Here is a 24,890-nt window from a genome sequence, read left to right on the forward strand (position 1 = left end):
GAAGGAAAGGACCGTGCACATGGTGAAGGGCTCTCATGCGTGACATGAACGAGGACGCGGCGGCGTACGCCGGACAGCGGACGACCGCCGAGTCGATCGAGCGGGGCGGGGGAGCGGGCGGCCTGAGCGTGACCGACCTGCTCGCCAAGGTCATGACGACCGCGACGCCCGAGGCGCCCGCCGTCGCTCCGGCCCCGGACCTGGAGGGCCTCACCGCCGCGATCGCCACCGCGGCGGGCCGCTACCTGCCCGCCGGGCACCTCCCGCCCGACGCCGACTTCTTCGACGCGGGCGGCACGTCCGTGCACGCCGTGGAACTGGCGGCGGAGCTGGAGAGGGACTGGGGGGTCCATCTGAGCCTGGACGACGTGTTCGCGGACGCCCGTCCGGCGAGCCTGGCCCGCCGTTGGTTGTCGACGCACGAGGGCAGGCCCGGGGCCGGGGATTCGGCAGGCAAGGCCGGTGGGGATTCGCCCCTGGCGGCTCAGGCGGCTCAGGCGGCTCAGGCGGCTCAGGCGGCTCAGGCGGCTCAGGCGGCTCAGGCGGCTCAGGCGGCTCAGGCGGCTCAGGCGGCTTCGGGGGTTTCTGTGGCTCCCGAGGGGCCGCGGGCTTCGGCGGCCTCGGCTCCGGCTGGACCTGCGGCTCCCGCGCCTGCGCCGACCACCCGTACCACCGCCGCGTCGGCGCCCAGCACCCTTCCCCTGCCGACCGCTCCCAGCACCTTCACCCAGCCCGCACCCCCGGCGTCCACAACCCCGGTACCCACCAGCGGCATCGCCCCCCACACCACCGCCCGCCGCGAGGACCTGGACCAGATCCTGGCCGACCTCGCGCTCGCCGACCGGCTGCCGTTCACCGCCTCGCCCGAGCCGGTGCCGCCGCGCCGGATCCTGCTGACCGGTGCGACCGGCTTCCTGGGCAGTCACATGCTCCTCGACCTGCTGCGCCACAGCGACGCGCACGTGTACTGCCTGGTCCGCGCCGCCGACGAGGAGGCCGCCGCCGAGCGGCTCGGCACGGCGCTGCGCAGCTACCGGTTGCCGTGGTCCTCGGAGGTCCGGCGCCGGGTGACGGTGCTCCCCGGTGACATGCGGGAACCGCGCCTGGGCCTCTCCGACGAGCTGTGGCACACGCTGGCGCGAGAGGTGGACAGCGTCGTCGGCGTCGCGGCGGCCGTGGACTTCCTGCGCGGCTACCAGTCGCTCAGGAAGAGCAACGTCCTCGGCACCCTGACCCTGGCCGAACTCGCGACCACCGGCCGGCCCAAGCCGCTGCACCACATTTCCTCGATCGCCGTCTTCAACGAGGTCGGCATCACCTCGATGGGTGAGGACGACCCGTTCGCCCACGTCGACCGCCTGATCGCGGGCTACGACCAGACGAAGTGGGCCGCAGAGGCCGCCCTGCGCCGCGCCCGCGACCACGGCCTGATCGTCAGCGCCCTGCGCCCCGGAGGCATCGGCGGACACACCAAAACCGGCGCCTACAACCCCCAGGACCTCAGCAGCGGCCTCATCTCCGCCTTCGGTCGCTTCCGGACCGTCCCCGCCTTCCGTTACCTGAACGCGGCGCCGGTGGACTGGGTGAGCCGGGTCGCGGTGGCCGTCGTGTGCGAACCCGACGCGTGGGGTTTCGACTACAACCTGACCGGCGTGCCCAACACCCTCGACGACGTCGTACGGGACATGGCGTTCGGCGGGATGCACGTGCGCGTGCAGGACTGGGACGAGTGGCGCACCGACACCCTGGCACGCCTCGAAGCGGACCCGGTACCCGAACTCACCTTCCTCAGCCGGGTGTTGCAGAGCCCCACCGCCCTGAAGCTGTGCGAGGCCACCCTCAAGGGCCCCGCCGCCGTCGCCGAACGCACCGACGCGCTCGTAGAGGCGCTCGGCCTGCCGCCGGCCGCCCGGTACGACGCCCAGGCCCAGCTGAGGACGTTCGAGAAGCTCGCCGACGACGGCCTCGCCCGGCTGCCGCACAAGGACGACCAGCCGTACCTGTGGTTCCCCGAGACCACCGAGGGCGCGGTCGGCCCGGTCGGCGCCCCCGCCGACACACCGTGCTCCATGGCGCTGACCCTCTCCATCGCGAGCATGTACCAGCTGGTCAAGGAGCGCCGCGTCGACGTCACCGGCGAGGTGACCTGCGCGGCGATCCACCCCGAGCCGCTCACCGTCGAGCGCGGCGACCTCTGGGTGCGGCCCGAGGAGGGCATCCCCCAGCAGCACGGCATGAAGCACCAACTCCTGCGCTACCGGCTGCGGTTGCGTGACGCCGACGGCGGACACTGGTGGCTGGAGGGCCACAAGTACGCCCGGGCCCGCCGCGACCTGTGGCGGCAGACCCGTGCGCTGACCGTCGAGATCGGCCGCGAGGGCGAAGGTGCCACACTGGCCGGCGAGGTCGTCGTCCCCGCCGACTCCTACGTCCGCGACCAGATCGACGGCATCCGGGTCGCCCCGCACCTCACCGGCCAGGAGAAGCGGGCCGCCAAGCTGACGTGGCTCGCCTGGTTCGGCCTGGAGATGGGCCGCGGCCTGCTCGGCCCGTTCACCCGCGCCGCCGCCGACCTGCTCGACCTGCGCCGCACCCCGACCCTCACGGAGCGCAACCGATGATCTTCAAGACGACCCCGGCCCCCAGGCGGGCGCTCCGCAAGGTCCGCACCACCACCGCGCTGCGCCCCCTCCGTCACCGCCTCGACCCCGCCCGCGTCGAGGAGATCCCCTTCCGCGCGGCCGACGGCGTCCGCCTCGGCCTGACCCGCGTCGACACGGGTGACAGCGACCGACCCGCCGTACTGCTCCTGCACGGGCACACCGCGTCCGCCGACATGTTCCTGCTCCCGGAGACCCGCAACCTCGTCGACGCCCTCCTCGACGACGGCTACGAACCCTGGCTCCTCGACTGGCGGGGCAGCTGCCGACTGCCGTACAACGAGACCGGTCAGCGGTACACGTACGACGACGTCGCCCTGTACGACATCCCCGCTGCCGTCTCCCACATCCGCGAACGCATCGGTGACCGGCCGCTGTTCGTGGTCGCCCACTGCATCGGCTCCCTCACCCTGTCGCTGAGCATGGCGGCGGGCCTGGTGCCCGGCCTCGCCGGCGTCGTCTCGCAGGGCGTGTTCCTGACGCCCAAGCTCGCCGGCCGCACCTCGCTGCGGATGTCGGTCGCCGGGGAGCTGCTGAAGACGCGGATCGACCACATCCCGGTCGACTTCCGCAAGGTGGGCCTGTGGTCGAAGTACACCCCGCTGTTCGCCCTGGCCTCCCGCAAGGCGAGCTGCCCGGACCCGACCTGCCAGATCCTGCACAACTCGGCCTGGGGCACGGGCGCGTCGCTGTTCGTGCACGAGCACCTGGCGGACGCCACCCACGACCGGCTCGCGGAGCTGCTCGGTCCCGCGCCGCTGTGGATCCTGCCGCACCTGCGCCGTATCGAGCTGGCCCGCAGCGTGGTCCGCTGGCACGACACCGACCAGCGCTACCGCGCCCTGCCGCCCAACGCGCTGGACGCGGCCGCCCGGATCGACACGCCAGTCCTGCTGCTCGCCGGCAGCGAGAACGGGCTGTGGCTGGACTCCCAGAAGCTCTGCCGCGACGTCCTCGCCCACCGGCAGCCCCAGCTGGACGTGACGTACACCGAGATCCCGGGCTACGGCCACCTGGACACGTTCCTCGGCCGGGGCGCCGCCCTCGACGTGTTCGGACACATCCTTGATTTCCTGGGCGAACGGCGGTGACGGCGACCCGGTCCGCCGGTTACCGTACGCGGCAGTAACCGGAGCGTATCCAGGAGGCACCCATGCCGCAGCTCGAAGTCGACGGCGTAGCCCTGACGTACGACGACGAGGGCCCCCGCGACGCGGCGGAGGTGCCCTTGGTGTTCATCCACGGCTGGACGGCGAACCGGCACCGCTGGGACCACCAGGTGGCGCACTTCGCCGAACAGCGGCGGGTGATCCGGCTCGACCTGCGCGGGCACGGCGAGAGCGACGGGGCCGGGGTGCGCACGATCGAGGAGCTGGCGACGGACGTCGTCGCCCTCCTCGACCACCTGAAGGTCGACCGCTTCGTCCCCGTCGGCCACTCCATGGGCGGGATGATCGCGCAGACCCTCGCGCTCACCCACCCCGAGCGGGTCGAGCGCCTGGTGCTGGTGAACTCCATCAGCCGTATGACGTACAGCCGGGGCCGCGGTCTGCTGATGGCGGCCTCCACCCTCGTCCCGTTCAAGCTGTTCGTCGCCACCAACATCCAGCGGGCCTTCGCACCCGGCTACCCCCGCGAGGAGATCCGCTCGTACATCCGTTCCTCCGCCGACACCCCGAGAGAGGTCGTCATGACCCTCTACGGCGCGATGCGGGCCTTCGACGTCCTCGACCGGGTCGGCGAGATCCGCGTGCCCACCCTGCTCGTGCACGGCTACCACGACATCCAGCTGCCGGTGAAGCAGATGCTGCGGATGGCCACCGGCTACCCGGACGCGGTGATCCGCATCATCGACGCCGGCCACGAGCTGCCCGTGGAGAAGCCGGCCGAGCTCACCGCCGCCCTCGACGGATTCCTCACGGCCCGCACCTGAGGGCTCAGCGGCGCCTCTCCTCCGCCCCGCAGGAGCTTCCGCTGGGCGGCAGGGTGCCGTACAGCAGGAACTCGGTCACCTTGCGGTGCACGCACTTCGACGATGCGTACCCGGTGTGCCCCTCGCCCTTGTTGTCCAGCACGACCGCCGAGTCGCCGAGCCGCTTCGCCGTCTCCTCGGTCCAGCGGTACGGCGTCGCCGGGTCGCCACGGGTCCCCACCAGGAGCATCCTCGGCGTGTCGACGTCCTTCACCTTCTCCCGTATGAAGTCGGTGCCCTTGGGACGGCCGTAGCACATGAGAACCTGGGTGAGCCGGTACCGGCCGAAGATCGGCGAGGCCTGCTCGTACGCGGCGCGCAGCCCGCTGAGCTCCTTTGTGAGCCCGGCGGCACCGGGACGGTCCGGGTCGTCCGCGCAGTTGATCGCCATGAGTGCCGCCGGCAGGTTGTCGAGCGGCACGTCCTCCTCGTCGACGAGGCCGCCGGCCCGCTGCCGCACCGGGAGGGTGGTGCCGCGGGTCGCGAACGCCATGACACCGCTCGCGTCGCCGTCCTCCACCAACTGGGCCAGGGCCCGCTCCAGCGAGGGCCACCACTCCTTGCTGTAGAGCGCCTGACTGAAGGCGCTCACCAGGTCCTGGCCGGAGAACGGCTCACCGAAGTCCGTCGGCACCGGGTCCTCGTCGAGGGACCGCACGAGCCGCAACACATGCTCCCTCGCCGAGCGGGCGTCCTGCCCGAATGGGCACGCTATGTCCTCCACGCACCAGTCGACGAAGCCGTCCAGCGCGATCTGCTGCCCCCGGGCGCCCGCCGCGCCCTGCTCGGTCAGCGGCTCGGTCAACGTGTCCACGCCGTCCAGCGCCACCCGCCCCACCTTGTCCGGGAACTGCGCCGCGTACACCGCGCCGAGGCGGGTGCCGTAGGAGAAGCCGAGGTAGTTGAGCTTCTTGTCGCCGAGGGCCGCGCGCAGCACGTCCATGTCGCGTGCCGAGTCCACCGTGCCGATGTGCTTCAGCACGGGCCCGGAGTGCGCGGCGCACAGGGCGGCCGCCTTCTTCAACTGGTCGAGCACGTCCCGCGGATGACTCAGGTCGTCCTCCGTGCCGTCGATGGCGGCGAACGCGTCCTCCTCGCCGTCGCCGCAGCTGACCGGGGAGGACCTGCCGACGCCCCGCGGGTCGAAGGTGACCACGTCGTAGCGGTTGGTCAGCTCCATGAAGTCCTTGCCGCCGTACGCGAGTTCCGGTACCCCGGGACCGCCCGGGCCGCCGAAGTTCAGCAGCACGGAGCCGCGCTTGTGCCCCGTGGCCCGGTAGCGGGCGAGGGCCAGGTCGAGGGTTCCGGCGCGGGGCCTGGCGTAGTCGAGCGGGACGGTGACCTTTCCGCACTGCAGGTCCTTGGGCATGTCCTCGCCCTCGCACCTCGACCAGGTGATCTTCTGGTCGTGGAACCGGGACAGGTCCGGCTCGTCCCCGTCCGCGCCCGCCGCGGGCAGCCCCGCACCCAGCAGAGCGAGCCCGAAGGCGCCCAGGGCTCCGGTGAGGACGCGGCGCCGGGCCCCGGGCCGCGTCGACAGCTTGGCCAGCATCACAGTGCCTCCAGGGACGCCAGCGGCGCCCTCGATCACGATATGCGGCCCTCGCGGTGGCTGCCTCCGGAGACGAGCGGTGCGCCCCGCACCTTCGTTCGACAGGGCCCGTACGTCCCCTCAATGGGGTGAACAAGGAATTGGCCATAACTTCGGACGGTTCGTCCGCGTTCTATCCGGTGCGGGCGAGCGCCCGCGAACATGTCTGGAAGGCAGGGACCCATGAAACGGGTTACCCGAAACGGTGTGATCGCCGTCGCCGCCGCGTCCGGCGCGATGGCTGTGACTGGGTCGGCGTTCGCCGACTCCGCCGCCGACGGCGCGGCGCTCGGCTCGCCCGGGGTGGTCTCGGGCAACACCATCCAGCTCCCGGTCCACGTGCCGGCGAACCTGTGCGGCAACACCGTCAACGTGGTCGGGCTGCTCAACCCCGCCGCGGGCAACGCGTGCGCCAACAAGGACGGGGGCGGGAACCATGGCTCCGGCCTCGGGTCCGGCTCCGGGTCTGGTCCCGGGTCCGGCCTCGGCGCGGGCTCCGGTTCCGGCTCGGGCTCCGGCTCCGGCGGCGCGACCGCGGACGGCGTGGCCAAGGACTCGCCCGGCGTCGTGTCCGGCAACGTCGTGCAGTTGCCGGTGGATCTCCCGGTGAACGTCAGCGGCAACACCACGAACGTGGTCGGCGTCGGCAACCCCGCCTTCGGCAACGAGTCCGTGAACACCTCCGGCGACCGGCCCGTGCACCCCGCCGAGCCCCGGCCCGAGCACCCGACCACGCCTCGCACACCGCCCGCGTCGCCCCACACGCCCCCCAAGGTCCACCAGGCGTCCCCGCACGCACCGGCCCCCGCCCAGGCCTCGTCCGTCTCCTCCCTCGCCAGCACGGGAGCGGACGCCATGCTCCCCGCGGCCCTGGCCAGCGCGGCCCTCGTCCTGGGTGGAGCGACCCTGTACCGACGCAGCCGGCCCCAGCAGACGCGCTGAGGCGGCGCGCTTCGCGTCGACGCGGCGTGCGTCGCGTTTCGGGGGTGTCTCCCGGTGACGCGGTATGCCTCTCGCCGACGGGCGTTCCTACCGCGGCACGGCCCGGCGTACGGCTCGGGGCCCCGCCGATCGACCACAGGCGGGGCCCTGCCGCGTGTCGGCCTCGAGGCCCCGTCGCTTCCCCAGGGCTGCCGGCTCCGGGGACCCCGCGCCAGGTCAGCTACCGGAGTCCCGCCTCAGGCCGGCTCCCCGGCATCCGCCCCCTCGCGGCCTCACCGGCCCCGCTCAAGAAAACGCCGGTGAAGGGCCCGTACCTCCTCCGCCAGCTCCGGTACCGGCCCCTCCACGGTCACCCCGGGGGCGACCTCCTCCACCGGCAGCATCCGCACCGGAGGCAGCGGGACGTCCCACTCGGTCAGCCACGACGCCAGCTGCGCCGACGACACGGCGTACACGATGCGTCCGAGGCCCACCCAGGCATGTGCGGCGGCGCACATCGGGCAGTGCTCGCCGGAGGTGTAGACGGTCGCCGCCGCCCGCTCCTCGACGGTCAGGTGTGCCGCCGCCCAGCGGGCCAGCTCGAACTCCGGATGTCGTGTCCGGTCGCCGGACGCCACCCGGTTGTGGTCCTCCGCGAGCACCGCGCCGTCCCCTGCCACCAGCACCGACCCGAACGGCTGGTCCCCCTCGGCCAGCGCCTCGGCGGCGAGTGCCACACAGCGCCGCAGGTACCGCAGTTCGCTGTCCTTCACCATCGTCGTACGACCCTCCTCAGAAAGAACTCCACACCGTTCAGTCGGTGTCCGTCGCCGCCAGCACGGCCAGTTCGAGGCCGTTCGGGGACACGGCCGCGAGGCCGATGTCCCAGGCCACCTGCTCGAACCAGTCCGTCGGCGCGTCGAAGGCGTACCACGCGCACTCCGACGCGCGCGCCTCCACCTCCCCGGCGGACGCACCCTCCGGCGCCCCGCACAGCCCGGCGAGCGACCGCCACGCGGCCAGGCGGCCGTACGCGCCGCCGCAGCCGCGGTTGTAGGCCCCACCCGTGGACGCGGCGGCGAACAGCACGCCCCACACCTCGGCCGCCACACTCGTCTTGACCGTGAGCCTGTTCCCGGGCCCCTCACCCACCAGGCACTCCAGGCCCAACTCGGCGAGGGTGGCGGGCAGCGCGCCCGGGGTGAGGGGCTCGTCCAGTTCGAAGGTGCACGCCTCGCTGCGGCCGTTCGACTCGGCCGCCCAGTTCGCGACCGCCTCGGCGATGCGCGTCTCCCGCTCCCTCGGCGTCGTCTCCACCGCCGACGGCACACGCGCCCGCGCGTCCCCCACCGGCGCGCCGTCCTTCGACAGCCCGTACGGGATCGCGTGGCTGCTGCCGTTGACGCTGTAGTGCGGCAGCACGGCGTGCGCCTCCAGGGGCGACGCCACCAGGGGCAGCCAGGTCAGCGGATGGAACCGCCGGTGGGGCGAGGACGCCCACCCAGCGATGCCGGGCGTGTCGGCGACGGCGACACCCCTGAGCACCAACTCCTGTACGAGACAGGCCCGCAGCTCCTCCGAGGCGCCCGGCACAGCCCCGCTCCCGCCCCCACCGCCGGTGAAGACCACGGCGAGTTCCTCCGCTGAATGGCCGGAGGCGAGGACGGACGCGGCGGAGCGCTCCAGGTTCCGGTCGCCCGCCCCCGCCGCGGCGATCAGCCGCAGCGCCTGACGGACGTTCTCGGCGCCGGGCGTCGTGGCGAGCAGGCGGAACAGATGGGTGAAGACGCTGCCGTACTGCCAGATCTCTTCGGCACCGGGACGTCCGTACCGCCGGGCCAGCGCGACGCCCAGGTCGGCCGGAAAGGCGACGTCTCCCTGGGCATGGCGGCGGCCGGCCACCTCGTTCACGCCCCTGACGTTCTCCAGGTCGGGCAGGGTCCTCACGATGGTCTCGATCTCGTCGGTCACAGCGCGAGCCTAGGTGCCCGGCGCGCCGGGCCGCCGCCCCATTTCCCCGAGGCGGGCCGGCGTAATTCCGTTGCCTCCGAGGTGAGTCGGTGGTCCGATGACCGCATGGATCATGCCGCGGTACTCGCCCTGCACGACCGGGACCTGCGCGAAGGCGCCCGCCCCGACGGCCCCGACGCGCGGATCGAGCGGGCGGGGAAGGTGGTCCGCCAAGTGGCGTCAGGTCAGGGCTGGAACGGTGTCCTGTGGGCCGATCTGGACGAGACGGACGCCGACGCGGCGATCGCCGAGCAGATCGCCCACTTCACCGCGCTCGGCCGGGACTTCGAGTGGAAACTGTACGGACACGACCGGCCCACCGACCTCGGGCAGCGACTCAGGGCGGCCGGTTTCACGCCCGAGCCCGAGGAGACCCTGATGATCGGTGAGGCCACCGGGCCGGTCCTGGACGCCGAACCGCCGGAGGGAGTCCGCATCGTCCCCGTCACCGACGCGGCGGGCGTCGACCTGGTGGCCGACGTGCACGAGAAGGCGTTCGGCACGGACAGCGAACGGCTGCGGCTCCAGTTGATCGCCCGGCTCGCCGCCGACCCAGACACGGTCGTCGCCGTCGTCGCCCTCGCCGGGGACGTGCCGGTCAGCTCGGCCCGGATGGAACTCGTCCCCGGCACCGGGTTCGCCGGCCTGTGGGGAGGTGGCACCGTCGAGGGCTGGCGCGGCCGCGGCATCTACCGCGCACTCGTCGCCCACCGCGCCCGCGTCGCCGCCGGCCGCGGCTACCCCTACCTCCAGGTCGACGCCTCCGACCAGAGCCGCCCCATCCTGGAACGCCTGGGCTTCGCGGCACTGAGCACGACGACGCCGTACCTGTACGTCCAGTCGTAGACCGCCCCACGTTCACGCGCTGCCGTAGGCCGCGCTACAGGTCCAGCTGGTACTCCATGGCCTGATGGGTCGCCACGTAGCCGAGTGCGTCGTTGACCGCGCGCATCGGCGCGTTGCCCTCCGCCGTGTCCGTGAGCAGCCCGGCCAGCAGGGGGTGCCGCTCGCGCGCCCGGAGGATCGAGGTCGCCTTCATCCAGCGCGCGAGACCACGGCCCCGGTGCTCGGGGAGGACCGCCGTGCCGTAGTGCTGGGCGTCGCCCCGGCCGTCGCCCGGGACGACGAGTTCGGAGAACCCGACCAACGAGCCGTCCGACTCGTCCACCGCGGCGACGGTGTGCAGCAGTTCACCGCGGCGTGCGACCGCCTCGGCCGCCGCGACGACACGCTCCACGTCCCACACGACCGTGCCGAAGTCCGTGTCGTCCATCGGCATGTCGTCCATGGCCCGCCGCGAGTCGGCGTACGACTGAGCCAGCTCGGCGGGCACGGAGCCGTCCCACTCCGTCAACCGGTAGCCACGGCAGGGGCGTTGGGCATCCTTCTCGATCGCAGCGAGGTCGGCGTCGGCCAGCGGCAGACGCGCGTACGTCAGGGTCAGCACCCGGCGGAATCCGCGTGCCGTCAGGAACCCTCCGGCGGGGGAGCCCGCCTCGGCCTGGACGAGGACCGAACGTCGGCCCTCCGACCTCGCGGCTGCGACGGCGGCCTCCAGCAGCCGCGAGCCGACGCCCTGCCGTCGCTCCGCGCCGTGCACCGCGACCTCCAACTCGGCGAGATGACGCTGCCCCTCGCGCGTGAACAGCCGCAGTGAGGCTGAGCCGACCGGAGCGCCGTCGGCTCCGGCGGCCAGCCAGACCAGGCGACGGCTCGCGCCGCCTGCTTCGGGGTCGGTGAGCGGTGTGATGCGCAGAGACAAGAGGGCTCCGTCGGGATCGGATCGGGCGTGGCGACCCGCGGAAGCCAACAGGAGCGGGATGCCGGCCGCAACGCATTTACCGCCGTACTCGCGTGCAGCCCCGCACCCCGCCCCTTCTGCGGTGAAAGGCGTTCAACGGCACTGGTGCGGTCAGTGGCGGACGCGGCCCCTTCCCCTGCTCCGGTCGAGGGCCGCGACGCCGACCGCGGCCAGACCGATCTGGATGACCCACTCGACCCAGTCGACGCCGTTGGTGTCGGCCACGCCGAGCGCCTTCGCGATCGCCGTGCCGAGCAGCGCGGCGGCGATGCCGACGAGGATCGTCCACAGGATGCCGATCCGCTGGCGCCCGGGAACCACGAGCCTCCCCAGGACACCGATGACGATGCCGATGAAAACGGCACTGATGATGCTGGAGATCTCCATCTCCGCCCCCTTTTTTTCGGGATCCCGCTGCAATGCCCATGCCCGCTGGAGGGCGGTGACAGTCCGGCGCCGGTCATTGCCCGCGCTTTCCGTCGATGTCAGTGCCCGTTGATAGCGTCGGGTGCCGTGAATGGACATGACGGTGCCGACCTCCCGGTGCTGGGGTGCGCCTCCGAGGCGGGTGCTCGGTGAGCCGTGAACGGCGCGTGGCCCACCGGGCGGCCCTAGACCACGTGCTCGGCCTGATCGCGGACGCCCCCTGGAGTACGTCCCTCGTCCTGCGCGGCAGCATGACCATGGCCGCCTGGGCAGGGGACGCGGCACGCGAACCGGCCGACCTCGACTGGGTGGTCCTGGAGGACGAGGTGCTGGTGGACCCACTGCACCCGTACCCGTACGTGGACCGGGTCGACATCGTCCAGCAGTGGCCGGAAGCGGCGGACGGCGCCGTCTGCTACGAGATGTGGGAGGCCGAGGAGTTCGGCACCGGCGGACAGCGCCCCATCCTGCCGCCGGAGGGCCTGCACTGGATACGCGCCGACCCGGAGAACGCGGAGCCGAGCCCCCCGTACATGGACCTGCTGGACCGGGTGCGCACGAGTCCGGAGGCGGCGCCCGGGGTCATGCTCTCTGCCAACAAGGCGGACCAGGACGGCACCTGGACCTACACGGAGTACGACACACCCGGCGTACGCCTGATCATCCCCTGGCACGCGGAAGGGCTGCCGCCCGGCGCGGTACGCCTCGACTTCGCCCGCGACGAACTGCTGCCGGAGGCCCCGGTCTGGACGCTGATCCCGCGAGGCGACGGCACACCCGTCGCCGTACAGACCGCGAGCCGGGAGCTCTCTCTGGCCTGGAAGGTGCTGTGGCTGCACGCCGACTGCGCGGCAGAGGGACGCGCACAGGGCAAGGACCTGTACGACGCGGTCCTGCTTGCCGAAGCCGAAGGAGTCAGCCTCTCACCGCGGCTGCTGCGAAAAGTGCTGCGCCGCACGATGGGCGGCGGGGCCGACGAGCTCGGCCCGGCAGCGATGGCCCGGTGGCAGATCGAGTGGAACGGATTCCGCGCGGAGCACCCCTGGATACAGGGGTCGGCGGAGGACTGGCTCGGCCGACTGGTCCGGGCGCTCACTCCAGTGTTCGACGCCACCGGTTGAAGCGGCGCGCGGGTCGGGCTGGACGAGACCGCCCGGCCTTGACATGCAGGCAATCACCTGCATAACGTCGAGTGTGCGATCAGACGGTGCCCCCGAGATGGACCCTCAGATGGACAAGGTCTTCAAGGCGCTCGCCGACGAAACCCGCAGGCGCCTCCTCGACCGGCTGCACGAGCACAACGGGCAGACGCTGGGTGAGCTGTGCGAGCGGATCGACATGAGACGGCAGTCGGTGACGCAGCACCTGGCCGTTCTGGAGGCGGCCAACCTGGTCAGCACGGTGCGGCGGGGGCGGGAGAAGCTGCACTACCTCAATCCGGTACCGCTCCACGAGATCCAGGAGCGGTGGATCGACAAGTTCGAGCGCCCGCGTCTGCGCGCGCTCGGCGCAGTCAAGCGACGAGCCGAGGAAGCCATGACCGACAAGCCCACCTTCGTGTACGTCACCTACATCGCGAGCACGCCCGAGAAGGTGTGGGACGCGCTCACCGACGCCGATCTGACCGCCGCCTACTGGGGCCACAGCAACGTCTCGGACTGGAAGCAGGGCTCCCGCTGGGAGCACGTCCGCACGGACGGCTCCGGCGTCGCCGACGTGACCGGCACCGTCGTGGAGAGCGAGCGCCCGACCCGCCTGGTGACCACCTGGGGGCCTCCGGACCAGGAGGGGCGGGAGGACGCGTCCACCCGGGTCACCTTCGACATCGAGAAGCACGCCGACATCGTCCGGCTGACCGTCACCCACGAGGACCTGCCCGACGAGGAGGCGCGCGCCGAGGTGTCCTTCGGGTGGCCGGCGGTGCTGTCCAACCTCAAGTCGCTCCTGGAGACCGGCAGCACGCTGCCGCAGGAACCGTGGCTCGCGCCGAGGCCGTGAGGGGCTGCGGTGGCGAGCTGGTGAGGGCGTGCGACGGCCGACCGGTTCGCGGAGTGCGGGCCGGCCGGCCTCTCTCCCTCGGCGGTGTCCGTGCGGTTCCGTGTCCCGTTCCTACCGCTGGGGCGCGCTGCGTGCCGCCGTGGCGGCGCACAGCATCCCCAGAATCAGGGCCAGCGCACCGATGACGACGTTGTTCCAGATCACGCCGGCGTCGGGGCTGTCGCCCACGATCCACGGCGCGACGATCATCCAGACGCCCATCGCGCACATGGCCCAGCTCAGGCCGTACATGCGCTCGGGGGTCGTGGTGAACCCGACGGCCAGCAGACCGATCGCGATGCCGAAGATCAGGTTGTGCGTCACGAGCGGGGGCTGGCTGGTGGTGTAGTGGACTATCCACGGGGACGCCGCGCAGTACAGACCGAGCAGGAACACCGGTCCGTCCACGAGCGCCACATCGCGACCGCCGAGCACGCGGTCGTACCGTTCCCGCATTTCGGAAACATCGGGGTGAGTCGTCATGTCTCTGCTGTGTGAGACGTCGGCCATGACTCGTCTCCTTCGACTTGCAGGCCTGACCGCTTCTGGGGCGGTATGCGGTAAGCGCCGCGTAAACTCAGTCTGCGCTTATTTCACCTTTATGTGTAGAGGTCGGGAGGCTCCAGGCGGCGCCGCAACCGGTGCAGTCCGCGCCGCGCGTGGCTCTTGACCGTGCCCAGGGGCCAGCCCGTGCGCTCGGCGATCTGGGTCTGGGTCAGGTCCTCGTAGAAGGTGAGCCGCAGCACCCGTTGCTGGGCCGAAGGCAGCTTGGCCAGCTCGCCGCGCACCAGGACGCGGTCAAGGGCGGCTTCCGGGCGGCCGCCGTACGGGTCGGTCAGGACGAGGGAGGATCCGGCCGAGGCGACGAGGTCACCGCGGCGGCTCCGGGCGGACAGTGCGTCGGCGATCTTCCGCCTGGTGATGCCCAGGATCCAGCCGATGATCGTGCCGCGCTCGGGCCGGTATCCCCGCCGTCCGCGCCACACGCCGAGGAAAACCTGCTGGGTGACGTCCTCGGCCTCCCTCACATCGCCGAGCGAACGCCGGGCGAGCGTGTGCACCAGGGCCGACCAGCGGCGGTAGGCGGCGGCCAGACATGCCTCGTCGCCGGCCACCAGCCCCCGCGCCAGTTCCTCGTCGGCGAGCGACTCCTCGACCGGGGCCCACAGGCAGACGTCGGTGACGGCGCCCGGCTCGGCGGTGCGGACCGGGTGACGGCGCGGCTCGGCGGTGCTCGGATGCGATCTCATCGCGGCGGCTCCTCTCAGGTGCCGCCAGGGTGTGAGCGGCCCGCCGCGCCGCTCAACTTGCATCGATTTTGCGTCGTACAGTCGCTTCCATGGCGAATTCCGCGGACGCGGCCGCGAGCCTCACGACCGGTGCGCTGGCACGTCGGCTGGGCGTGTCGCCCACGACCCTGCGCTCCTGGGACCGCCGGTACGGCATCGGACCCGCGGTCCGTGCCGACGGCCGCCACCGACGGTGGAGCCCCCAGGACGTGGCCGTGCTGGAGACCATGTGCCGGCTGACGTCCGCCGGAGTGCCACCCGCCGAGGCGGCCCGCGCGGCCAGGGGAGGGGGCGCGGTCGACGTGCCCGAGCAGGCGCCCGAGGAACCCCGCGCCCGCTCGCGGGCCGCGGGCTCGCTGCCCCTCGGCGACGTGCGCCGGGAGTGCCGCGGTCTCGCCCGCGCCGCGGTGCGGCTCGACGCGCCGGCCGTGGAGGAGCTGTTGGGGTCCACCGTCGCGGAACACGGCCTGGTCGTCGCCTGGCACGAGGTGATGGTCCCGACGCTGCACGCCGTGGGGCGCAAGTGGGCCTCGTCCGGTGACCGGTACGTCGAGGTCGAGCACCTGCTGTCCTGGCACGTCTCCAGCACACTGCGTCGGCACACCCGCCCTGCGGCGGGGTCGGGCGCCACGGCCGGCGCGGGACCTGTCGTACTGGCCTGCGTACCCGGCGAACAGCACACACTGCCGCTGGAGGCACTCAACGCCGGACTCTCCCAACTCGGGCTGCCCACGCGGATGTTCGGCGCCGCCGTGCCCGCCGAGGCACTCATCGCCGCGGTGGACCGGCTCGGCCCCGCGGCCGTGGTGCTGTGGGCACAGGCCCGCTCCACGGCGAGCGTGCCCCTGGCCCGGCACGTCGCCGACGCTGAGTGGGGCGTCAGGGGCGCCCGCACACGGCCCACGGTGCTGCTGTGCGGTCCCGGCTGGCTCGGGCACCGCACACCGAGGATGCTGCGCCCGACGGCCCTCCGGGACGCACTGGACACGTTGTCCGACCTGTACGCCCGCCCGTCCCCACCCCAGCCGTCCCACCGCTCCCTCAGTCGCGCTCCCGGCCCCGCCTGAACCGCGCGAGCCCCTCCGCGAGGTCGACGATCGGGTCCGGGTAGTCCACGGCGGCCCGCTCAAGGCCCCGCAGTTTCCACGGCTCGTGCACGGCCGCTCCCGGAAGCTCCCGCAGCTCCGAGACCCAGCGCCTTACGTACGCCCCGTCCGGGTCGTAGCGCTTGGCCTGGGTGAGGGGGTTGAGGACGCGGTTCGGCCGGCTGTCGGTGCCTGTTCCGGCCATCCACTGCCAGTTGAGCTGGTTGTTGGCCACGTCTCCGTCGACCAGCAGGTCCAGGAAGTACCGGGCGCCGACCCGCCAGTCGACGTACAGCGTCTTGGCGAGGAAGCTCGCGGTCAGCAGACGGCCGCGGTTGTGCATCCAGCCCTCGTGCCGCAACTGGCGCATGGCCGCGTCGACGACCGGATATCCGGTGCGGCCCTCCCTCCACGCCTCGACGTCCTCGCGCGCGGTGCGTTCGGACCGCCAACGGTCGCACTTCGTACGGTAGTCGGCGGTGGACGCGCCCGGCCGCGCGGCGAGCACCTGCCGGTGGAAGTCGCGCCACGCGACCTGCCGTACGAACGCCTCGGCACCCGGCCCACCCACCTCGCGCGTCCGCCGGACCAACTCGACGGGGGAGAGGGTGCCGAAGTGCAGATGGGGCGAGAGGCGGGAGGTCGCGTCGCCCGCGAGGTCGTCGTGGCGGTCCTCGTAGTCGGCGACACCGCCACGCAGCCATGCGGTGAGCCGCCCCCTGCCCTCCGTCTCGCCGCCGGGGGCGAGTCCGGGCGAGACCCCCGACACCTTCTCGCGGGAGGGAAGCTCCTCCGACCCGACCCCGTCCGGGACCCTCACGAACCGGGGCGCGTCGAGCACGGCGCGCAGCCCCTGACGCGCCCACTGCCCGTAGTACGGCGTGAACACGGCGAAGTGGTCCGAGGAGGCCGGGGTCACCGCCCCGGGCGCGACCGCCGTGGTCACCGTGTCGTGCACGTGCAGCCGCAGCCCCTCCGCCTCCAGAGCGCGCCGCAGCCGCCGCTCGCGCCGGTGGGCGTGGGCGCTGACGTCGGCCGCCATGTGCACCTCGTCGGCGTCCGCGTCCGCGGCGACCTTGCACACCTCCTCGACGAGGTCACCGGAGCGGACGACCAGCCGGCCGCCCCGCTCGCGCAGGCCCGCGTCGAGGTCCCGCAGGCAGTCGGCGAGGAAGGCCAGCCGGTTCGGTACGGCGAACCCGGCGGCGTCCACCGCCCGGTCCCGGACGAACAGCGGAACCACCTCGCGGGAGGCGTGGGAGCCGCGGGAGCCGTCGAGGGCCGCCCGCAGCGGCGGATGGTCGTGCAGCCGCAGATCCGCGGTGAACAGGACGACGGAGACGTTCATGGGGCCAACTCCGAGGAGAAGAACGAGTCGGGTACGTATGTGCTTCGGCGCGGAAGCGGCCTTCGGATGCACCTCAGCGGATGCACCTCGGATGCACCTCAGCGGACGCATCTCAGCGGATGTGACCCCCAACCGATCGGTGCGCCCCCGCCCCCTGCCACCCCACCCGTCTCCGCCGCCTGCGCGATGTTGCGGGCCATGCCGCCGAAGACCACGGCATGGAAGGGCGAGACGCTCCACCAGTAGGCCTGGCCGAGCAGCCCGTGCGGATGGAACAGGGCGCGCTGGCGGTAGCGGGTGCGGCCGTCGCCGTCCACCTCGCAGCGCATCTCCAACCAGGCGAGCCCCGGCAGCCGCATCTCGGCCCGCAGCCGCAGCAGCCGGCCCCGCTCGATCTCCTCCACCCGCCAGAAGTCCAGCGAGTCACCGACCCGTAGCCGCGCCGCGTCCCGGCGCCCGCGGCGCAGCCCCACCCCGCCGACCAGCCGGTCCAGCCAGCCGCGCACCGCCCAGGCGAGCGGGAAGGAGTACCAGCCGTTCTCACCCCCGATGCCCTCGACAACCCGCCACAGCGCCTCGGGCGAGGCCTCGACGGTCAGTTCCCGGCAGTCGGTGTAGAGGCTCCCGCCGGCCCAGTCGGGGTCGGTGGGCAGGGGGTCGCTCGGGGCGCCGGGCAGGGAGGCGGACGACCACCGGGTCGTCACCCGGGCGTCCCGCACACGCTGCAGGGCCAGCCGTACCGCCGCGTCGAAGCCGAGCGGGTAGCCGGGGGGATCGGGCACGTGGCGGGCGATGTCGTGCTCGTGGCAGACGACCTCGTGCCGCAGCGACTCGGTGAGCGGCCGGGCGATGGACGCCGGCACGGGAGTGACCAGGCCCACCCAGAGACTGGACAGGCCCGGGGTGAGCACGGGAAGCGGCAGGATGAACCGGCGCGGCAGGCCCGCCACCGCCGCGTACCTGAGCATCATCTCCCGGTACGTCAGGACGTCCGGCCCGCCGATGTCGAAGGCCCGGTTGACGTCGTCGGGCATACGGGCGCTGCCCACGAGGGCCCGCAGCACGTCCCCTACGGCCACGGGCTGGATGCGGGTGTGCACCCAGCTCGGGGTGACCATCACCGGGAGACGCTCGGTGAGGTAGCGCAGCATCTCGAAGGAGGCCGAGCCGGATCCGATGATCACCGCCGCGCGCAGCACGGTGGCCGGGACCCCGGAGGCGAGCAGGATCCGGCCGACCTCGGTCCGCGAGCGCAGATGCGGCGACAGCGTGTGCTCGGGCACCCCGGCCGGGGTGAGACCGCCCAGATAGACGATGCGGCGCACGCCCGCCGCCCGGGCCCGTTCGCTGAAGACGCGCGCCGCCGTGCGGTCGGTCTCCTCGAAGTCCGCACCGGAGCCGAGCGCGTGCACCAGGTAGTACGCGACCTCCACGTCCCGCATGGCCTCGGCCATCGAGTCGGCATCCGTGACGTCTCCCTGCACCACTTCGACGTCCTCGGTCCACGGGTGGCCGCGCAGCCGGTCGGGGGAGCGGGCGAGGCAGCGCACCCGGTACCCGGCGGCGAGCAGCTCCGGGACGAGCCGGCCACCGATGTAGCCCGTGGCACCGGTCACGAGACAGCGCGGCCCCTCGCTCTCGTCATCACCCTTCATCGATCCTCTCCTCGGCCCTTCGTGTCGGTGTCCCCCTGCGGATCACTTCCCCGGCGCACCCCGTATCGGATGCGGCGAAAGGGTGTACGCCCCTGGTCGCGGGGCGTCCGGATGAACGGGGATGAACATGGACACGGCGATCCGGGGCAGTCGAACCGAAGAGAGAAGTGGTCCGATCAAGTCGACAGTGGACGTCGGAGGTGCTGCCGCTATGGGCGCGAAGGTGTTGGAGCGTTTTCCTGCGGGAGCTCCGCGCGGGTCGTGGCCGGCGGAGGAGTACGCGGCGGCTCGCCGTGCGGAGGGTGAGCCCGCGACCGTGGTCATGGATCTGAAGTCGGATGCGTTCCTCGTGGTGATCCCGGTGCGTGAGGACGACTGACGGGCTCCCAAAACCCCGTCCATTGAAGTGTTTTCCTGTCGCGTCTTCATGAAATTCGATGGTCCGCGATTCGAGACCGGTCGGGTTTACCTTGACGGCCGACGTCGACGACTGCCACGATCGATGACATGAAGATGCGACTGGACCTCACGCGGCGACGCCATGTCGACCTCGCACGCGTCTCCAGCGCCTCCTGTTGCGCCGCGGCCTGATTCCCCGTATTCCGCCGCCCTTTTCATTCGCACCGGCACCCGCATCCGCATGCCTTCTGTCGCCAGGCAGTCGTGTGCCGTGCGTTTTCGCCTTCGCGCCCCCCGAAGGTGACGCCCTGTCGCGTCACGTGAATTCGGCATGCCCGAAAAGAGATTCCGCAACAGGAGTTCCGCATGCCCGCAACACCGCCGCAATTCGCCTGCTGGGTCCTCGACGCCCAACTGCCGGACCCCGAGCGCGTGTCGGTTCCCGCCCGCGCCTGACCACCGCCACGCCTTCCCGCCGGCACCGCGAAGAAAGAGAACCCATGGCCACCGTCCTGTCCGTCTCCGGCAGCCCTTCCGTCTCCTCCCGCACCAACCGCCTGCTGCGCCACCTCGACCAGCGTCTCGTCGCGCAGGGCCACGAGGTGATCCCGCTCGACGTCCGCACGATCCCCGCCGAGGCCCTGCTCGGGGCGGACTTCCGGCACCCCGCGATCGTCGAGGCCACCGAGCTGTTCGAGCGCGCCGACGGTGTCGTGGTCGGCACACCCGTGTACAAGGCGTCGTACTCCGGCGTCCTCAAGGCGCTCCTCGACCTGCTGCCGCAGTACGCGCTCACCGGCAAGACGGTGCTGCCGCTCGCCACGGGCGGCAGCATCGCCCACGTCCTGGCCATCGACTACGCCCTGCGTCCCGTCCTCACCTCCATGGGCGCGGCCCACATCGTGCAGGGCTGGTTCACCCTCGACAAGGACATCACCGTGCACGACGACGGCTCGCTGAGCGTCACGCCGAGCGCCACCGAGGCGCTCACCCAGGTGATCGACCAGTTCTCCCTGGCCCTCGGACGCACCCCGCTCCTGGCCGCGGCGGGCTGAGCACCCTTTCCGCCCACGACGGCGTCCGGCCTGCTCCGAAGCGCATCCCCGATGACCTCTTCCCGCGGACCATCCTGATCGGAGACCCCACGTGTCCCTCACCTTCCACTGGTTCCTCCCGACCAACGGCGACAGCCGCCATGTCGTCGGCGGCGGCCACGGCACCCCGGCCACCGCTTCCGGACGGGATCGGCCGCCGACGGTCGCCTACCTGAGCCAGATCGCCCGCGCCGCGGAGGATCTGGGCTTCGAGGGTGCGCTCACGCCCACCGGCGCCTGGTGCGAGGACGCCTGGCTGACCACCGCGATGGTCAGCCAAGCGAGCGAGCGACTGAAGTTCCTCGTCGCCTTCCGGCCCGGCTCCGTCTCGCCGACGCTCGCCGCGCAGATGGCGTCCACCTTCCAGCGGCAGACCGGCGGACGGTTGCTCCTCAACGTGGTCACGGGCGGCGAGAGCCAGGAGCAGCGGGCGTACGGCGACTTCCTCGACAAGGACGACCGTTACCGCCGTACCGGCGAATTCCTCGAGATCGTACGGGCGTTGTGGGAGGGCAAGACCGTCGACCTGAAGGGGGAGCACCTCCAGGTCGAGGGCGCCGAACTGGCCCGGGTCCCCGACCCGGTGCCCGAGGTGTACTTCGGCGGGTCCTCGCCCATCGCCGGTGAGATCGCCGCCCGGCACGCCGACGTCTACCTCACCTGGGGCGAGCCGCCCGCCCGGGTCGCGGAGAAGATCGCGTGGATCCGGGGGATGGCCGCGCAGCAGGGACGCACCGTGCGCTTCGGGATCCGGCTGCACGTCATCACCCGTGACACCGCCGCGCAGGCCTGGGCGGAGGCCGACCGGCTGCTGGAGGGCTTCGACCCGGAGACCGTAAGGTCCGTACAGGCCGGGCTCGCCCGCAGCGAGTCCGAGGGGCAGCGGCGGATGCTCGCCCTGCACGGCGGTCGCCGGGACGGGCTGGAGATCCATCCGAACCTGTGGGCGGGGATCGGACTGGTGCGTGGGGGTGCGGGAACGGCGCTGGTCGGCAGCCATGAGGAGGTGGCTGAGCGGATCAAGGAGTATGCCGGGCTGGGGATCGAGGAGTTCGTGCTGTCCGGGTATCCGCATCTGGAGGAGGCGTACTGGTTCGGGGAGGGGGTGCTGCCGCGGCTGGGCCGGGAAGGGGTGTGGAAGCATCCGTTCGCTGTTCAGGCGCCGTCGGTGCAGGTGCCGTTCGCCGGGTGAGGGGCGTGGTTTCCGTTGTTCGGCGGGTGCGCGTTGTCTTGGGTTGATCGCGCAGTTCCCCGCGTCCCTTGAACAGTCAGGGCGTTGAGATGGGCTCGGCGTGATTCCGGTGTCTGGCCCTGGACCAGGAGGAACAGGGCCTCGCGGGCCAGGCGTTGGGCCTTGTCGGTGAGGGTCATGGTGCGGCCGCCGCCGGTTACCACCGCCGCTGTGGTGGCCGCGCGCAGGAGTTCGAACGACTGGGTGCGCAGTGCCAGTCGTTCCTGCTCGTGCTCGTGCGGGGTGGGGTGGTCTGCCAGGGCGTAGGCACTGGTGCGGATCTTCTGGAGGCGGGCGCGGAGCGGGGCGGCCGTGTCGTCGTCCAGGAGGGCGAGGGCCGTCTCCGTGATGCCGAAGGCCGCGGGGGAGGCGTTGAGGGTCTTCACTCGGTCGGTCGCGGCCCACTGTGCGTACGGCCGGCGCAGGGCTACGGACTCCTCGGGGAGCCACAGGCCGTCCAGCTCCAGGGAGACCGTCTGCGAGGCGGTGAGGGCCGCGAGGCGCATCGGTGCCGACGCGCGCAGGCCCGGTTGTTCCCGGGCGTCCGTGAAGGCGAAGAGCGCTTCGTCGGCGTCGGTGATCCCGGCGAGCAGCATCACGTCGTTGAGACCCCAGCCGGTGTACCACGGCACCGTGCCGTCGAAGCGCCAGCCGGAGCGCTCGCGGGTGACCCGTACCGGAGTCCGCGGGTGAGCGCGCAGATGGGCGTAGGCCACGCCGGACAGCAGCTCGCCGCGGGCCAGCGGGCCGAGCAGCCGTTCCCGTACGGCGCTCTCGCTCCTCGCCAGCGTGGCCACCGGGGTGTGGTGCTGGGTCTGCACGAACCACGTCGAACAGCACGCCCCGGCCAGGATCTCCGCCGTCTCCCGAGCCACCGCGGCGGGCGCGTCCGCACCGCCGTACTCCTTCGGCGCGTTCACGCCGAGCAGCCCGGACCGCCTGATCTCCGCGAGGTGCTCCCGCGGGACGCCCTCCTGGTCGACGCGCTCCGCCTGCGGGGCGAGGAGGTCATCGGCCAGTCGGCGCGCACGGCTGACGAGGGGGTGCGGTGTCGTGGTCATGGGACGATTCTTCGGTGTCGTGGGGCGCGGTGTCGATCTGGTCGCCAGCTGTTCGTGTAGCAGGTGAGGCACACCGAGCCGACCGCCCGACGCCAAGGAGGACGTCATGAAGTACTACCTGCTCAGCGTGGTCCAGCCCAGCGAGGGCGAGCCGCCCTCCGCCGAGGGACTCGCGGAGATCAGCCGCAATCTCGAGACCTTCCACCAGGAGCTGCGCGAGGCCGGAGCCTGGGTCTTCGCCGGCGGACTGCACGGCCCGGAGACGGCCACCGTACTGCGCCCCGAAGGCGGTGACGTGCTGATCACCGACGGCCCGTACGCCGAGGGCAAGGAGTACCTGGGAGGCATCTGCCTGATCAAGGCCCCCGACCTGGACGCGGCCCTGCGGTGGGGCCGCCGGGCGACCTGGGCCACCACACTCCCCGTCGAGGTGCGCCCCTTCATGGGCGAGGCCTGATGCACGCCGAGGTCGGGGGAGCAGGGGGCGTGGAGCCGCCCTCCCCCGACGTCGAGGCCGTCTTCCGCGCGGAGTACGGCCGCGCGGTCGCCGTCCTCGTCCGCTTCCTCGGCGACATCGACCTCGCCGAGGAAGCGGTGCAGGACGCCTTCACGACAGCCGTGCGGAAGTGGCCGGACACCGGGGTGCCGCCCAGTCCGGCGGGCTGGATCATCACCACCGCACGCAACCGGGCCATCGACCGGCTGCGCCGCGAGTCCACCCGGGACGCCCGCCACGCCGAGGCCGCCCTGCTGTACGCGCCCGACACGCCGACGGAGGGCCCCGTGCACGACGACCGGCTGCGACTGATCTTCACCTGCTGCCACCCCGCGCTCGCCACCCGGGCCCAGGTCGCCCTGACCCTGCGCCTCCTCGGCGGACTCGGCACCGCCCAGATCGCGCGGGCCTTCCTCGTGCCGGAACCGACGATGGCCCAGCGCCTGGTGCGGGCCAAGGCGAAGATCCGTGACGCCCGGATCCCGTACCGCGTGCCCAGCGACGCCGATCTGCCCGACCGGCTGCGGGGTGTCCTGGCGGTCGTGTACCTGATCTTCAACGAGGGCTACACCGGCGACGCGGAGCTGTGCGCCGAAGCCGTACGGCTGGGGCGGCTCCTCGCCCGGCTGATGCCGGACGAACCGGAGGTGACCGGGCTGCTGGCGTTGATGCTGCTCGTCGAGTCGCGCCGACCCGCCCGTGTCGGCGAAGGCGAAGAGGGCGAGCTCGTGGCGCTGGGCGAACAGGACCGCACCCGGTGGGACCGCGACCTGGTCGCCGAGGGCCAGTCGCTCGTCCGCCGCTGCCTGCGCCGCGACCGGCCCGGCCCCTACCAGATCCAGGCCGCGATCCAGGCCGTCCACAGCGACGCGCCGACCGCCGACACCACCGACTGGGGGCAGATCCTGCGGCTCTACGACCAGCTCATGACCCTCGCACCCAGCCCCGTCGTGGCGCTCAACCGAGCCGTCGCCCTCGCCGAGACCGAGGGCACGGGGCCGGCCCTCGCCGCGCTGGACGACCTCGACCTCACCGGCTACCACGTCTTCCACGCCGTGCGCGCCGACCTGCTGCGCCGCCTGGGCCGCGACACCGAGGCGGTACAGGCGTACGACGCCGCCCTCGCCCTCGTGGAAAGCCCGGCGGAGCGCGGCTTCCTGGAGCGCCGACGCGAGGAACTGAGCCGGGGGTGAGGGCGGCGCGCCACGGGCGTGTCCGGAAGCCCCTTCAGGCCTTCGGTCGGCGTCCGCTGCGGCGCGGGGCGGGCTCGGCGCCGTCGAGGAGGGTCAGGCGGCGCTCCTCACCGTTCTCCTCGACCTGCCGTACGACCTGGCGCAGGCCGTCGGCGACGGTCCGGCACTCCTCGTCGCTGAGCCGTCCGGCGACGAACGCCTCCTCCTCGTTGAAGGCGGGGAACACCCGCTGCATCAGCGCCTCTCCCTCCTCGGTGAGGCTGAGCAGGACCAGCCTGCCGTCGGTGGGGTGCCCGGTCCGCCGGACGAGCCCGCGGCTCTCCAACGTGCGCGACACGCCGGTGAGCGTTCCCTTGGAGATGCCGGCCTCCTCCGCGACATGCCGGGTCTCCGACTCGCCCCACACCCAGACGACCCACAGCACGACGAACGCCGTCCAGGTCAGATCGGCACCGCGCAGCACCGAGTTCTCCAGGTGCTGCCGGACGGCCGAGGCGGCGCGGTAGATGTTGGCGACGACGGCCATCTGCGCGCGTCGGATCGGGATGCCGCCGAGCTTCGCCGCCGCCAGCTTCTCCGCCTCGGTGATGGACCGATGACCGGGCACAGGAACACGCTCCT

Annotated in this window: 25 protein-coding genes; 14 read left to right on the plus strand and 11 right to left on the minus strand. The window is 72.4% G+C overall.

Annotation, left to right across the window (positions count from 1 at the left end; translation table 11 throughout):
• Positions 1-35: 35 nt before the first annotated feature.
• The 3 genes from ACGFNV_RS34485 to ACGFNV_RS34495 all read left to right on the plus strand — a co-directional run bounded on the left by ACGFNV_RS34485 (position 36) and on the right by ACGFNV_RS34495 (position 4,593).
• Positions 36-2,621, plus strand: coding sequence for a thioester reductase domain-containing protein (locus ACGFNV_RS34485; protein ID WP_393627973.1), 2,586 nt, complete (start codon positions 36-38; stop codon positions 2,619-2,621).
• Positions 2,618-3,751 (plus strand): alpha/beta hydrolase, encoded by a 1,134-nt coding sequence (locus tag ACGFNV_RS34490; protein WP_393627974.1) that lies wholly within the window; start codon positions 2,618-2,620, stop codon positions 3,749-3,751. Before ACGFNV_RS34485 ends, ACGFNV_RS34490 begins: the two co-directional genes overlap by 4 nt.
• Before the next feature lie 62 nt (positions 3,752-3,813).
• Entirely contained in the window at positions 3,814-4,593 is a 780-nt protein-coding gene (locus ACGFNV_RS34495) for an alpha/beta fold hydrolase (protein ID WP_393627976.1), read from the plus strand.
• Between the two features lie 4 nt (positions 4,594-4,597).
• Here ACGFNV_RS34495 and ACGFNV_RS34500 read toward each other — a convergent pair whose 3' ends face one another.
• Positions 4,598-6,184, minus strand: a complete 1,587-nt coding sequence (locus tag ACGFNV_RS34500; protein WP_393627978.1) for an alpha/beta hydrolase — start codon at positions 6,182-6,184, stop codon at positions 4,598-4,600.
• A gap of 222 nt (positions 6,185-6,406) precedes the next feature.
• On the opposite strand from ACGFNV_RS34500, the gene ACGFNV_RS34505 reads away from it, so the two are divergent.
• Positions 6,407-7,165, plus strand: coding sequence for a chaplin (locus ACGFNV_RS34505; RefSeq protein ID WP_393627979.1), 759 nt, complete (start codon positions 6,407-6,409; stop codon positions 7,163-7,165).
• Between the two features lie 272 nt (positions 7,166-7,437).
• On the opposite strand, the gene ACGFNV_RS34510 is transcribed toward ACGFNV_RS34505, so the two are convergent.
• Together ACGFNV_RS34510 and ACGFNV_RS34515 are read right to left on the minus strand one after the other, a co-directional pair.
• Positions 7,438-7,920 carry a nucleoside deaminase gene (locus ACGFNV_RS34510; RefSeq protein WP_393627981.1) on the minus strand — a complete coding sequence of 161 codons (483 nt, stop codon included), beginning with the start codon at positions 7,918-7,920 and terminating at the stop codon, positions 7,438-7,440.
• Positions 7,921-7,957: 37 nt separating this feature from the next.
• Positions 7,958-9,115, minus strand: coding sequence for a DUF6183 family protein (locus tag ACGFNV_RS34515; protein WP_393627983.1), 1,158 nt, complete (start codon positions 9,113-9,115; stop codon positions 7,958-7,960).
• Positions 9,116-9,220: 105 nt separating this feature from the next.
• On the opposite strand from ACGFNV_RS34515, the gene ACGFNV_RS34520 reads away from it, so the two are divergent.
• Positions 9,221-10,000 (plus strand): GNAT family N-acetyltransferase, encoded by a 780-nt coding sequence (locus ACGFNV_RS34520; protein WP_393627985.1) that lies wholly within the window; start codon positions 9,221-9,223, stop codon positions 9,998-10,000.
• A 34-nt stretch (positions 10,001-10,034) separates the two neighbouring features.
• Here the strand turns inward: ACGFNV_RS34520 and ACGFNV_RS34525 are convergent, their stop codons facing one another.
• Both ACGFNV_RS34525 and ACGFNV_RS34530 read right to left on the minus strand, forming a co-directional pair.
• Complete coding sequence (locus ACGFNV_RS34525) at positions 10,035-10,916, minus strand: GNAT family N-acetyltransferase (protein WP_393627987.1); 882 nt, start codon at positions 10,914-10,916, stop codon at positions 10,035-10,037.
• A 150-nt stretch (positions 10,917-11,066) separates the two neighbouring features.
• Positions 11,067-11,342 carry a GlsB/YeaQ/YmgE family stress response membrane protein gene (locus ACGFNV_RS34530; RefSeq protein ID WP_393628191.1) on the minus strand — a complete coding sequence of 92 codons (276 nt, stop codon included), beginning with the start codon at positions 11,340-11,342 and terminating at the stop codon, positions 11,067-11,069.
• Positions 11,343-11,530: 188 nt separating this feature from the next.
• Between ACGFNV_RS34530 and ACGFNV_RS34535 the strand changes: the two genes are divergently transcribed.
• Both ACGFNV_RS34535 and ACGFNV_RS34540 read left to right on the plus strand, forming a co-directional pair.
• Complete coding sequence (locus tag ACGFNV_RS34535; protein WP_393627989.1) at positions 11,531-12,502, plus strand: nucleotidyl transferase AbiEii/AbiGii toxin family protein; 972 nt, start codon at positions 11,531-11,533, stop codon at positions 12,500-12,502.
• Between the two features lie 109 nt (positions 12,503-12,611).
• Entirely contained in the window at positions 12,612-13,379 is a 768-nt protein-coding gene (locus tag ACGFNV_RS34540; RefSeq protein WP_393628192.1) for an ArsR/SmtB family transcription factor, read from the plus strand.
• A gap of 111 nt (positions 13,380-13,490) precedes the next feature.
• Here the strand turns inward: ACGFNV_RS34540 and ACGFNV_RS34545 are convergent, their stop codons facing one another.
• Together ACGFNV_RS34545 and ACGFNV_RS34550 are read right to left on the minus strand one after the other, a co-directional pair.
• Positions 13,491-13,928 carry an SPW repeat protein gene (locus ACGFNV_RS34545; RefSeq protein ID WP_393627991.1) on the minus strand — a complete coding sequence of 146 codons (438 nt, stop codon included), beginning with the start codon at positions 13,926-13,928 and terminating at the stop codon, positions 13,491-13,493.
• An 89-nt stretch (positions 13,929-14,017) separates the two neighbouring features.
• Positions 14,018-14,668 (minus strand): sigma-70 family RNA polymerase sigma factor, encoded by a 651-nt coding sequence (locus ACGFNV_RS34550; RefSeq protein ID WP_393627993.1) that lies wholly within the window; start codon positions 14,666-14,668, stop codon positions 14,018-14,020.
• 89 nt (positions 14,669-14,757) lie between these two features.
• On the opposite strand from ACGFNV_RS34550, the gene ACGFNV_RS34555 reads away from it, so the two are divergent.
• Positions 14,758-15,774 (plus strand): MerR family transcriptional regulator, encoded by a 1,017-nt coding sequence (locus tag ACGFNV_RS34555; RefSeq protein ID WP_393627995.1) that lies wholly within the window; start codon positions 14,758-14,760, stop codon positions 15,772-15,774.
• On the opposite strand, the gene ACGFNV_RS34560 is transcribed toward ACGFNV_RS34555, so the two are convergent.
• Together ACGFNV_RS34560 and ACGFNV_RS34565 are read right to left on the minus strand one after the other, a co-directional pair.
• Positions 15,749-17,140, minus strand: a complete 1,392-nt coding sequence (locus tag ACGFNV_RS34560) for a cryptochrome/photolyase family protein (protein WP_393627996.1) — start codon at positions 17,138-17,140, stop codon at positions 15,749-15,751. The two genes, ACGFNV_RS34555 and ACGFNV_RS34560, sit on opposite strands and share 26 nt — an antisense overlap.
• Before the next feature lie 98 nt (positions 17,141-17,238).
• Positions 17,239-18,795 (minus strand): SDR family oxidoreductase, encoded by a 1,557-nt coding sequence (locus ACGFNV_RS34565; RefSeq protein WP_393627997.1) that lies wholly within the window; start codon positions 18,793-18,795, stop codon positions 17,239-17,241.
• Positions 18,796-19,006: 211 nt separating this feature from the next.
• On the opposite strand from ACGFNV_RS34565, the gene ACGFNV_RS34570 reads away from it, so the two are divergent.
• The 4 genes from ACGFNV_RS34570 to ACGFNV_RS34585 all read left to right on the plus strand — a co-directional run bounded on the left by ACGFNV_RS34570 (position 19,007) and on the right by ACGFNV_RS34585 (position 21,480).
• Positions 19,007-19,174: a hypothetical protein gene (locus tag ACGFNV_RS34570; protein ID WP_393627999.1), complete on the plus strand. Its 168-nt coding sequence runs from the start codon at positions 19,007-19,009 to the stop codon at positions 19,172-19,174.
• Between the two features lie 134 nt (positions 19,175-19,308).
• Positions 19,309-19,386, plus strand: coding sequence for a putative leader peptide (locus ACGFNV_RS34575; protein WP_350786652.1), 78 nt, complete (start codon positions 19,309-19,311; stop codon positions 19,384-19,386).
• A 308-nt stretch (positions 19,387-19,694) separates the two neighbouring features.
• Positions 19,695-20,249, plus strand: a complete 555-nt coding sequence (gene ssuE / locus ACGFNV_RS34580) for an NADPH-dependent FMN reductase (RefSeq protein ID WP_393628000.1) — start codon at positions 19,695-19,697, stop codon at positions 20,247-20,249.
• Between the two features lie 91 nt (positions 20,250-20,340).
• Positions 20,341-21,480 carry an LLM class flavin-dependent oxidoreductase gene (locus ACGFNV_RS34585; RefSeq protein ID WP_393628002.1) on the plus strand — a complete coding sequence of 380 codons (1,140 nt, stop codon included), beginning with the start codon at positions 20,341-20,343 and terminating at the stop codon, positions 21,478-21,480.
• Here ACGFNV_RS34585 and ACGFNV_RS34590 read toward each other — a convergent pair.
• Positions 21,444-22,580, minus strand: coding sequence for an acyl-CoA dehydrogenase family protein (locus ACGFNV_RS34590; protein WP_393628004.1), 1,137 nt, complete (start codon positions 22,578-22,580; stop codon positions 21,444-21,446). The genes ACGFNV_RS34585 and ACGFNV_RS34590 overlap by 37 nt on opposite strands.
• Before the next feature lie 106 nt (positions 22,581-22,686).
• Between ACGFNV_RS34590 and ACGFNV_RS34595 the strand changes: the two genes are divergently transcribed.
• Positions 22,687-23,037: a YciI family protein gene (locus tag ACGFNV_RS34595; protein WP_393628006.1), complete on the plus strand. Its 351-nt coding sequence runs from the start codon at positions 22,687-22,689 to the stop codon at positions 23,035-23,037.
• On the plus strand, positions 23,037-24,269 hold the full coding sequence (locus ACGFNV_RS34600) for an RNA polymerase sigma factor (protein ID WP_393628008.1): 1,233 nt from the start codon (positions 23,037-23,039) through the stop codon (positions 24,267-24,269). Before ACGFNV_RS34595 ends, ACGFNV_RS34600 begins: the two co-directional genes overlap by 1 nt.
• A 34-nt stretch (positions 24,270-24,303) precedes the next feature.
• On the opposite strand, the gene ACGFNV_RS34605 is transcribed toward ACGFNV_RS34600, so the two are convergent.
• Complete coding sequence (locus tag ACGFNV_RS34605; protein ID WP_393628010.1) at positions 24,304-24,876, minus strand: MarR family winged helix-turn-helix transcriptional regulator; 573 nt, start codon at positions 24,874-24,876, stop codon at positions 24,304-24,306.
• Positions 24,877-24,890 lie beyond the last annotated feature (14 nt).

It is taken from the genome of Streptomyces sp. NPDC048751 (genome assembly GCF_043198595.1).
Lineage (GTDB): Bacteria > Actinomycetota > Actinomycetes > Streptomycetales > Streptomycetaceae > Streptomyces.

Bases quoted from the DNA above. Each gene is read 5' to 3' on its own strand.
- ACGFNV_RS34600 (WP_393628008.1), top strand. From the start codon at position 23,037: ATGCACGCCGAGGTCGGGGGAGCAGGGGGCGTGGAGCCGCCCTCCCCC.
- ACGFNV_RS34500 (WP_393627978.1), bottom strand. From the start codon at position 6,184: ATGCTGGCCAAGCTGTCGACGCGGCCCGGGGCCCGGCGCCGCGTCCTC.
- ACGFNV_RS34565 (WP_393627997.1), bottom strand. From the start codon at position 18,795: ATGAAGGGTGATGACGAGAGCGAGGGGCCGCGCTGTCTCGTGACCGGT.
- ACGFNV_RS34485 (WP_393627973.1), top strand. From the start codon at position 36: ATGCGTGACATGAACGAGGACGCGGCGGCGTACGCCGGACAGCGGACG.
- ACGFNV_RS34570 (WP_393627999.1), top strand. From the start codon at position 19,007: ATGGGCGCGAAGGTGTTGGAGCGTTTTCCTGCGGGAGCTCCGCGCGGG.
- ACGFNV_RS34550 (WP_393627993.1), bottom strand. From the start codon at position 14,668: ATGAGATCGCATCCGAGCACCGCCGAGCCGCGCCGTCACCCGGTCCGC.
- ACGFNV_RS34505 (WP_393627979.1), top strand. From the start codon at position 6,407: ATGAAACGGGTTACCCGAAACGGTGTGATCGCCGTCGCCGCCGCGTCC.
- ACGFNV_RS34560 (WP_393627996.1), bottom strand. From the start codon at position 17,140: ATGAACGTCTCCGTCGTCCTGTTCACCGCGGATCTGCGGCTGCACGAC.
- ACGFNV_RS34555 (WP_393627995.1), top strand. From the start codon at position 14,758: ATGGCGAATTCCGCGGACGCGGCCGCGAGCCTCACGACCGGTGCGCTG.
- ACGFNV_RS34545 (WP_393627991.1), bottom strand. From the start codon at position 13,928: ATGGCCGACGTCTCACACAGCAGAGACATGACGACTCACCCCGATGTT.
- ACGFNV_RS34490 (WP_393627974.1), top strand. From the start codon at position 2,618: ATGATCTTCAAGACGACCCCGGCCCCCAGGCGGGCGCTCCGCAAGGTC.
- ACGFNV_RS34510 (WP_393627981.1), bottom strand. From the start codon at position 7,920: ATGGTGAAGGACAGCGAACTGCGGTACCTGCGGCGCTGTGTGGCACTC.
- ACGFNV_RS34575 (WP_350786652.1), top strand. From the start codon at position 19,309: ATGCGACTGGACCTCACGCGGCGACGCCATGTCGACCTCGCACGCGTC.
- ACGFNV_RS34520 (WP_393627985.1), top strand. From the start codon at position 9,221: ATGGATCATGCCGCGGTACTCGCCCTGCACGACCGGGACCTGCGCGAA.
- ACGFNV_RS34595 (WP_393628006.1), top strand. From the start codon at position 22,687: ATGAAGTACTACCTGCTCAGCGTGGTCCAGCCCAGCGAGGGCGAGCCG.
- ACGFNV_RS34495 (WP_393627976.1), top strand. From the start codon at position 3,814: ATGCCGCAGCTCGAAGTCGACGGCGTAGCCCTGACGTACGACGACGAG.
- ACGFNV_RS34540 (WP_393628192.1), top strand. From the start codon at position 12,612: ATGGACAAGGTCTTCAAGGCGCTCGCCGACGAAACCCGCAGGCGCCTC.
- ACGFNV_RS34530 (WP_393628191.1), bottom strand. From the start codon at position 11,342: ATGGAGATCTCCAGCATCATCAGTGCCGTTTTCATCGGCATCGTCATC.
- ACGFNV_RS34590 (WP_393628004.1), bottom strand. From the start codon at position 22,580: ATGACCACGACACCGCACCCCCTCGTCAGCCGTGCGCGCCGACTGGCC.
- ssuE (WP_393628000.1), top strand. From the start codon at position 19,695: ATGGCCACCGTCCTGTCCGTCTCCGGCAGCCCTTCCGTCTCCTCCCGC.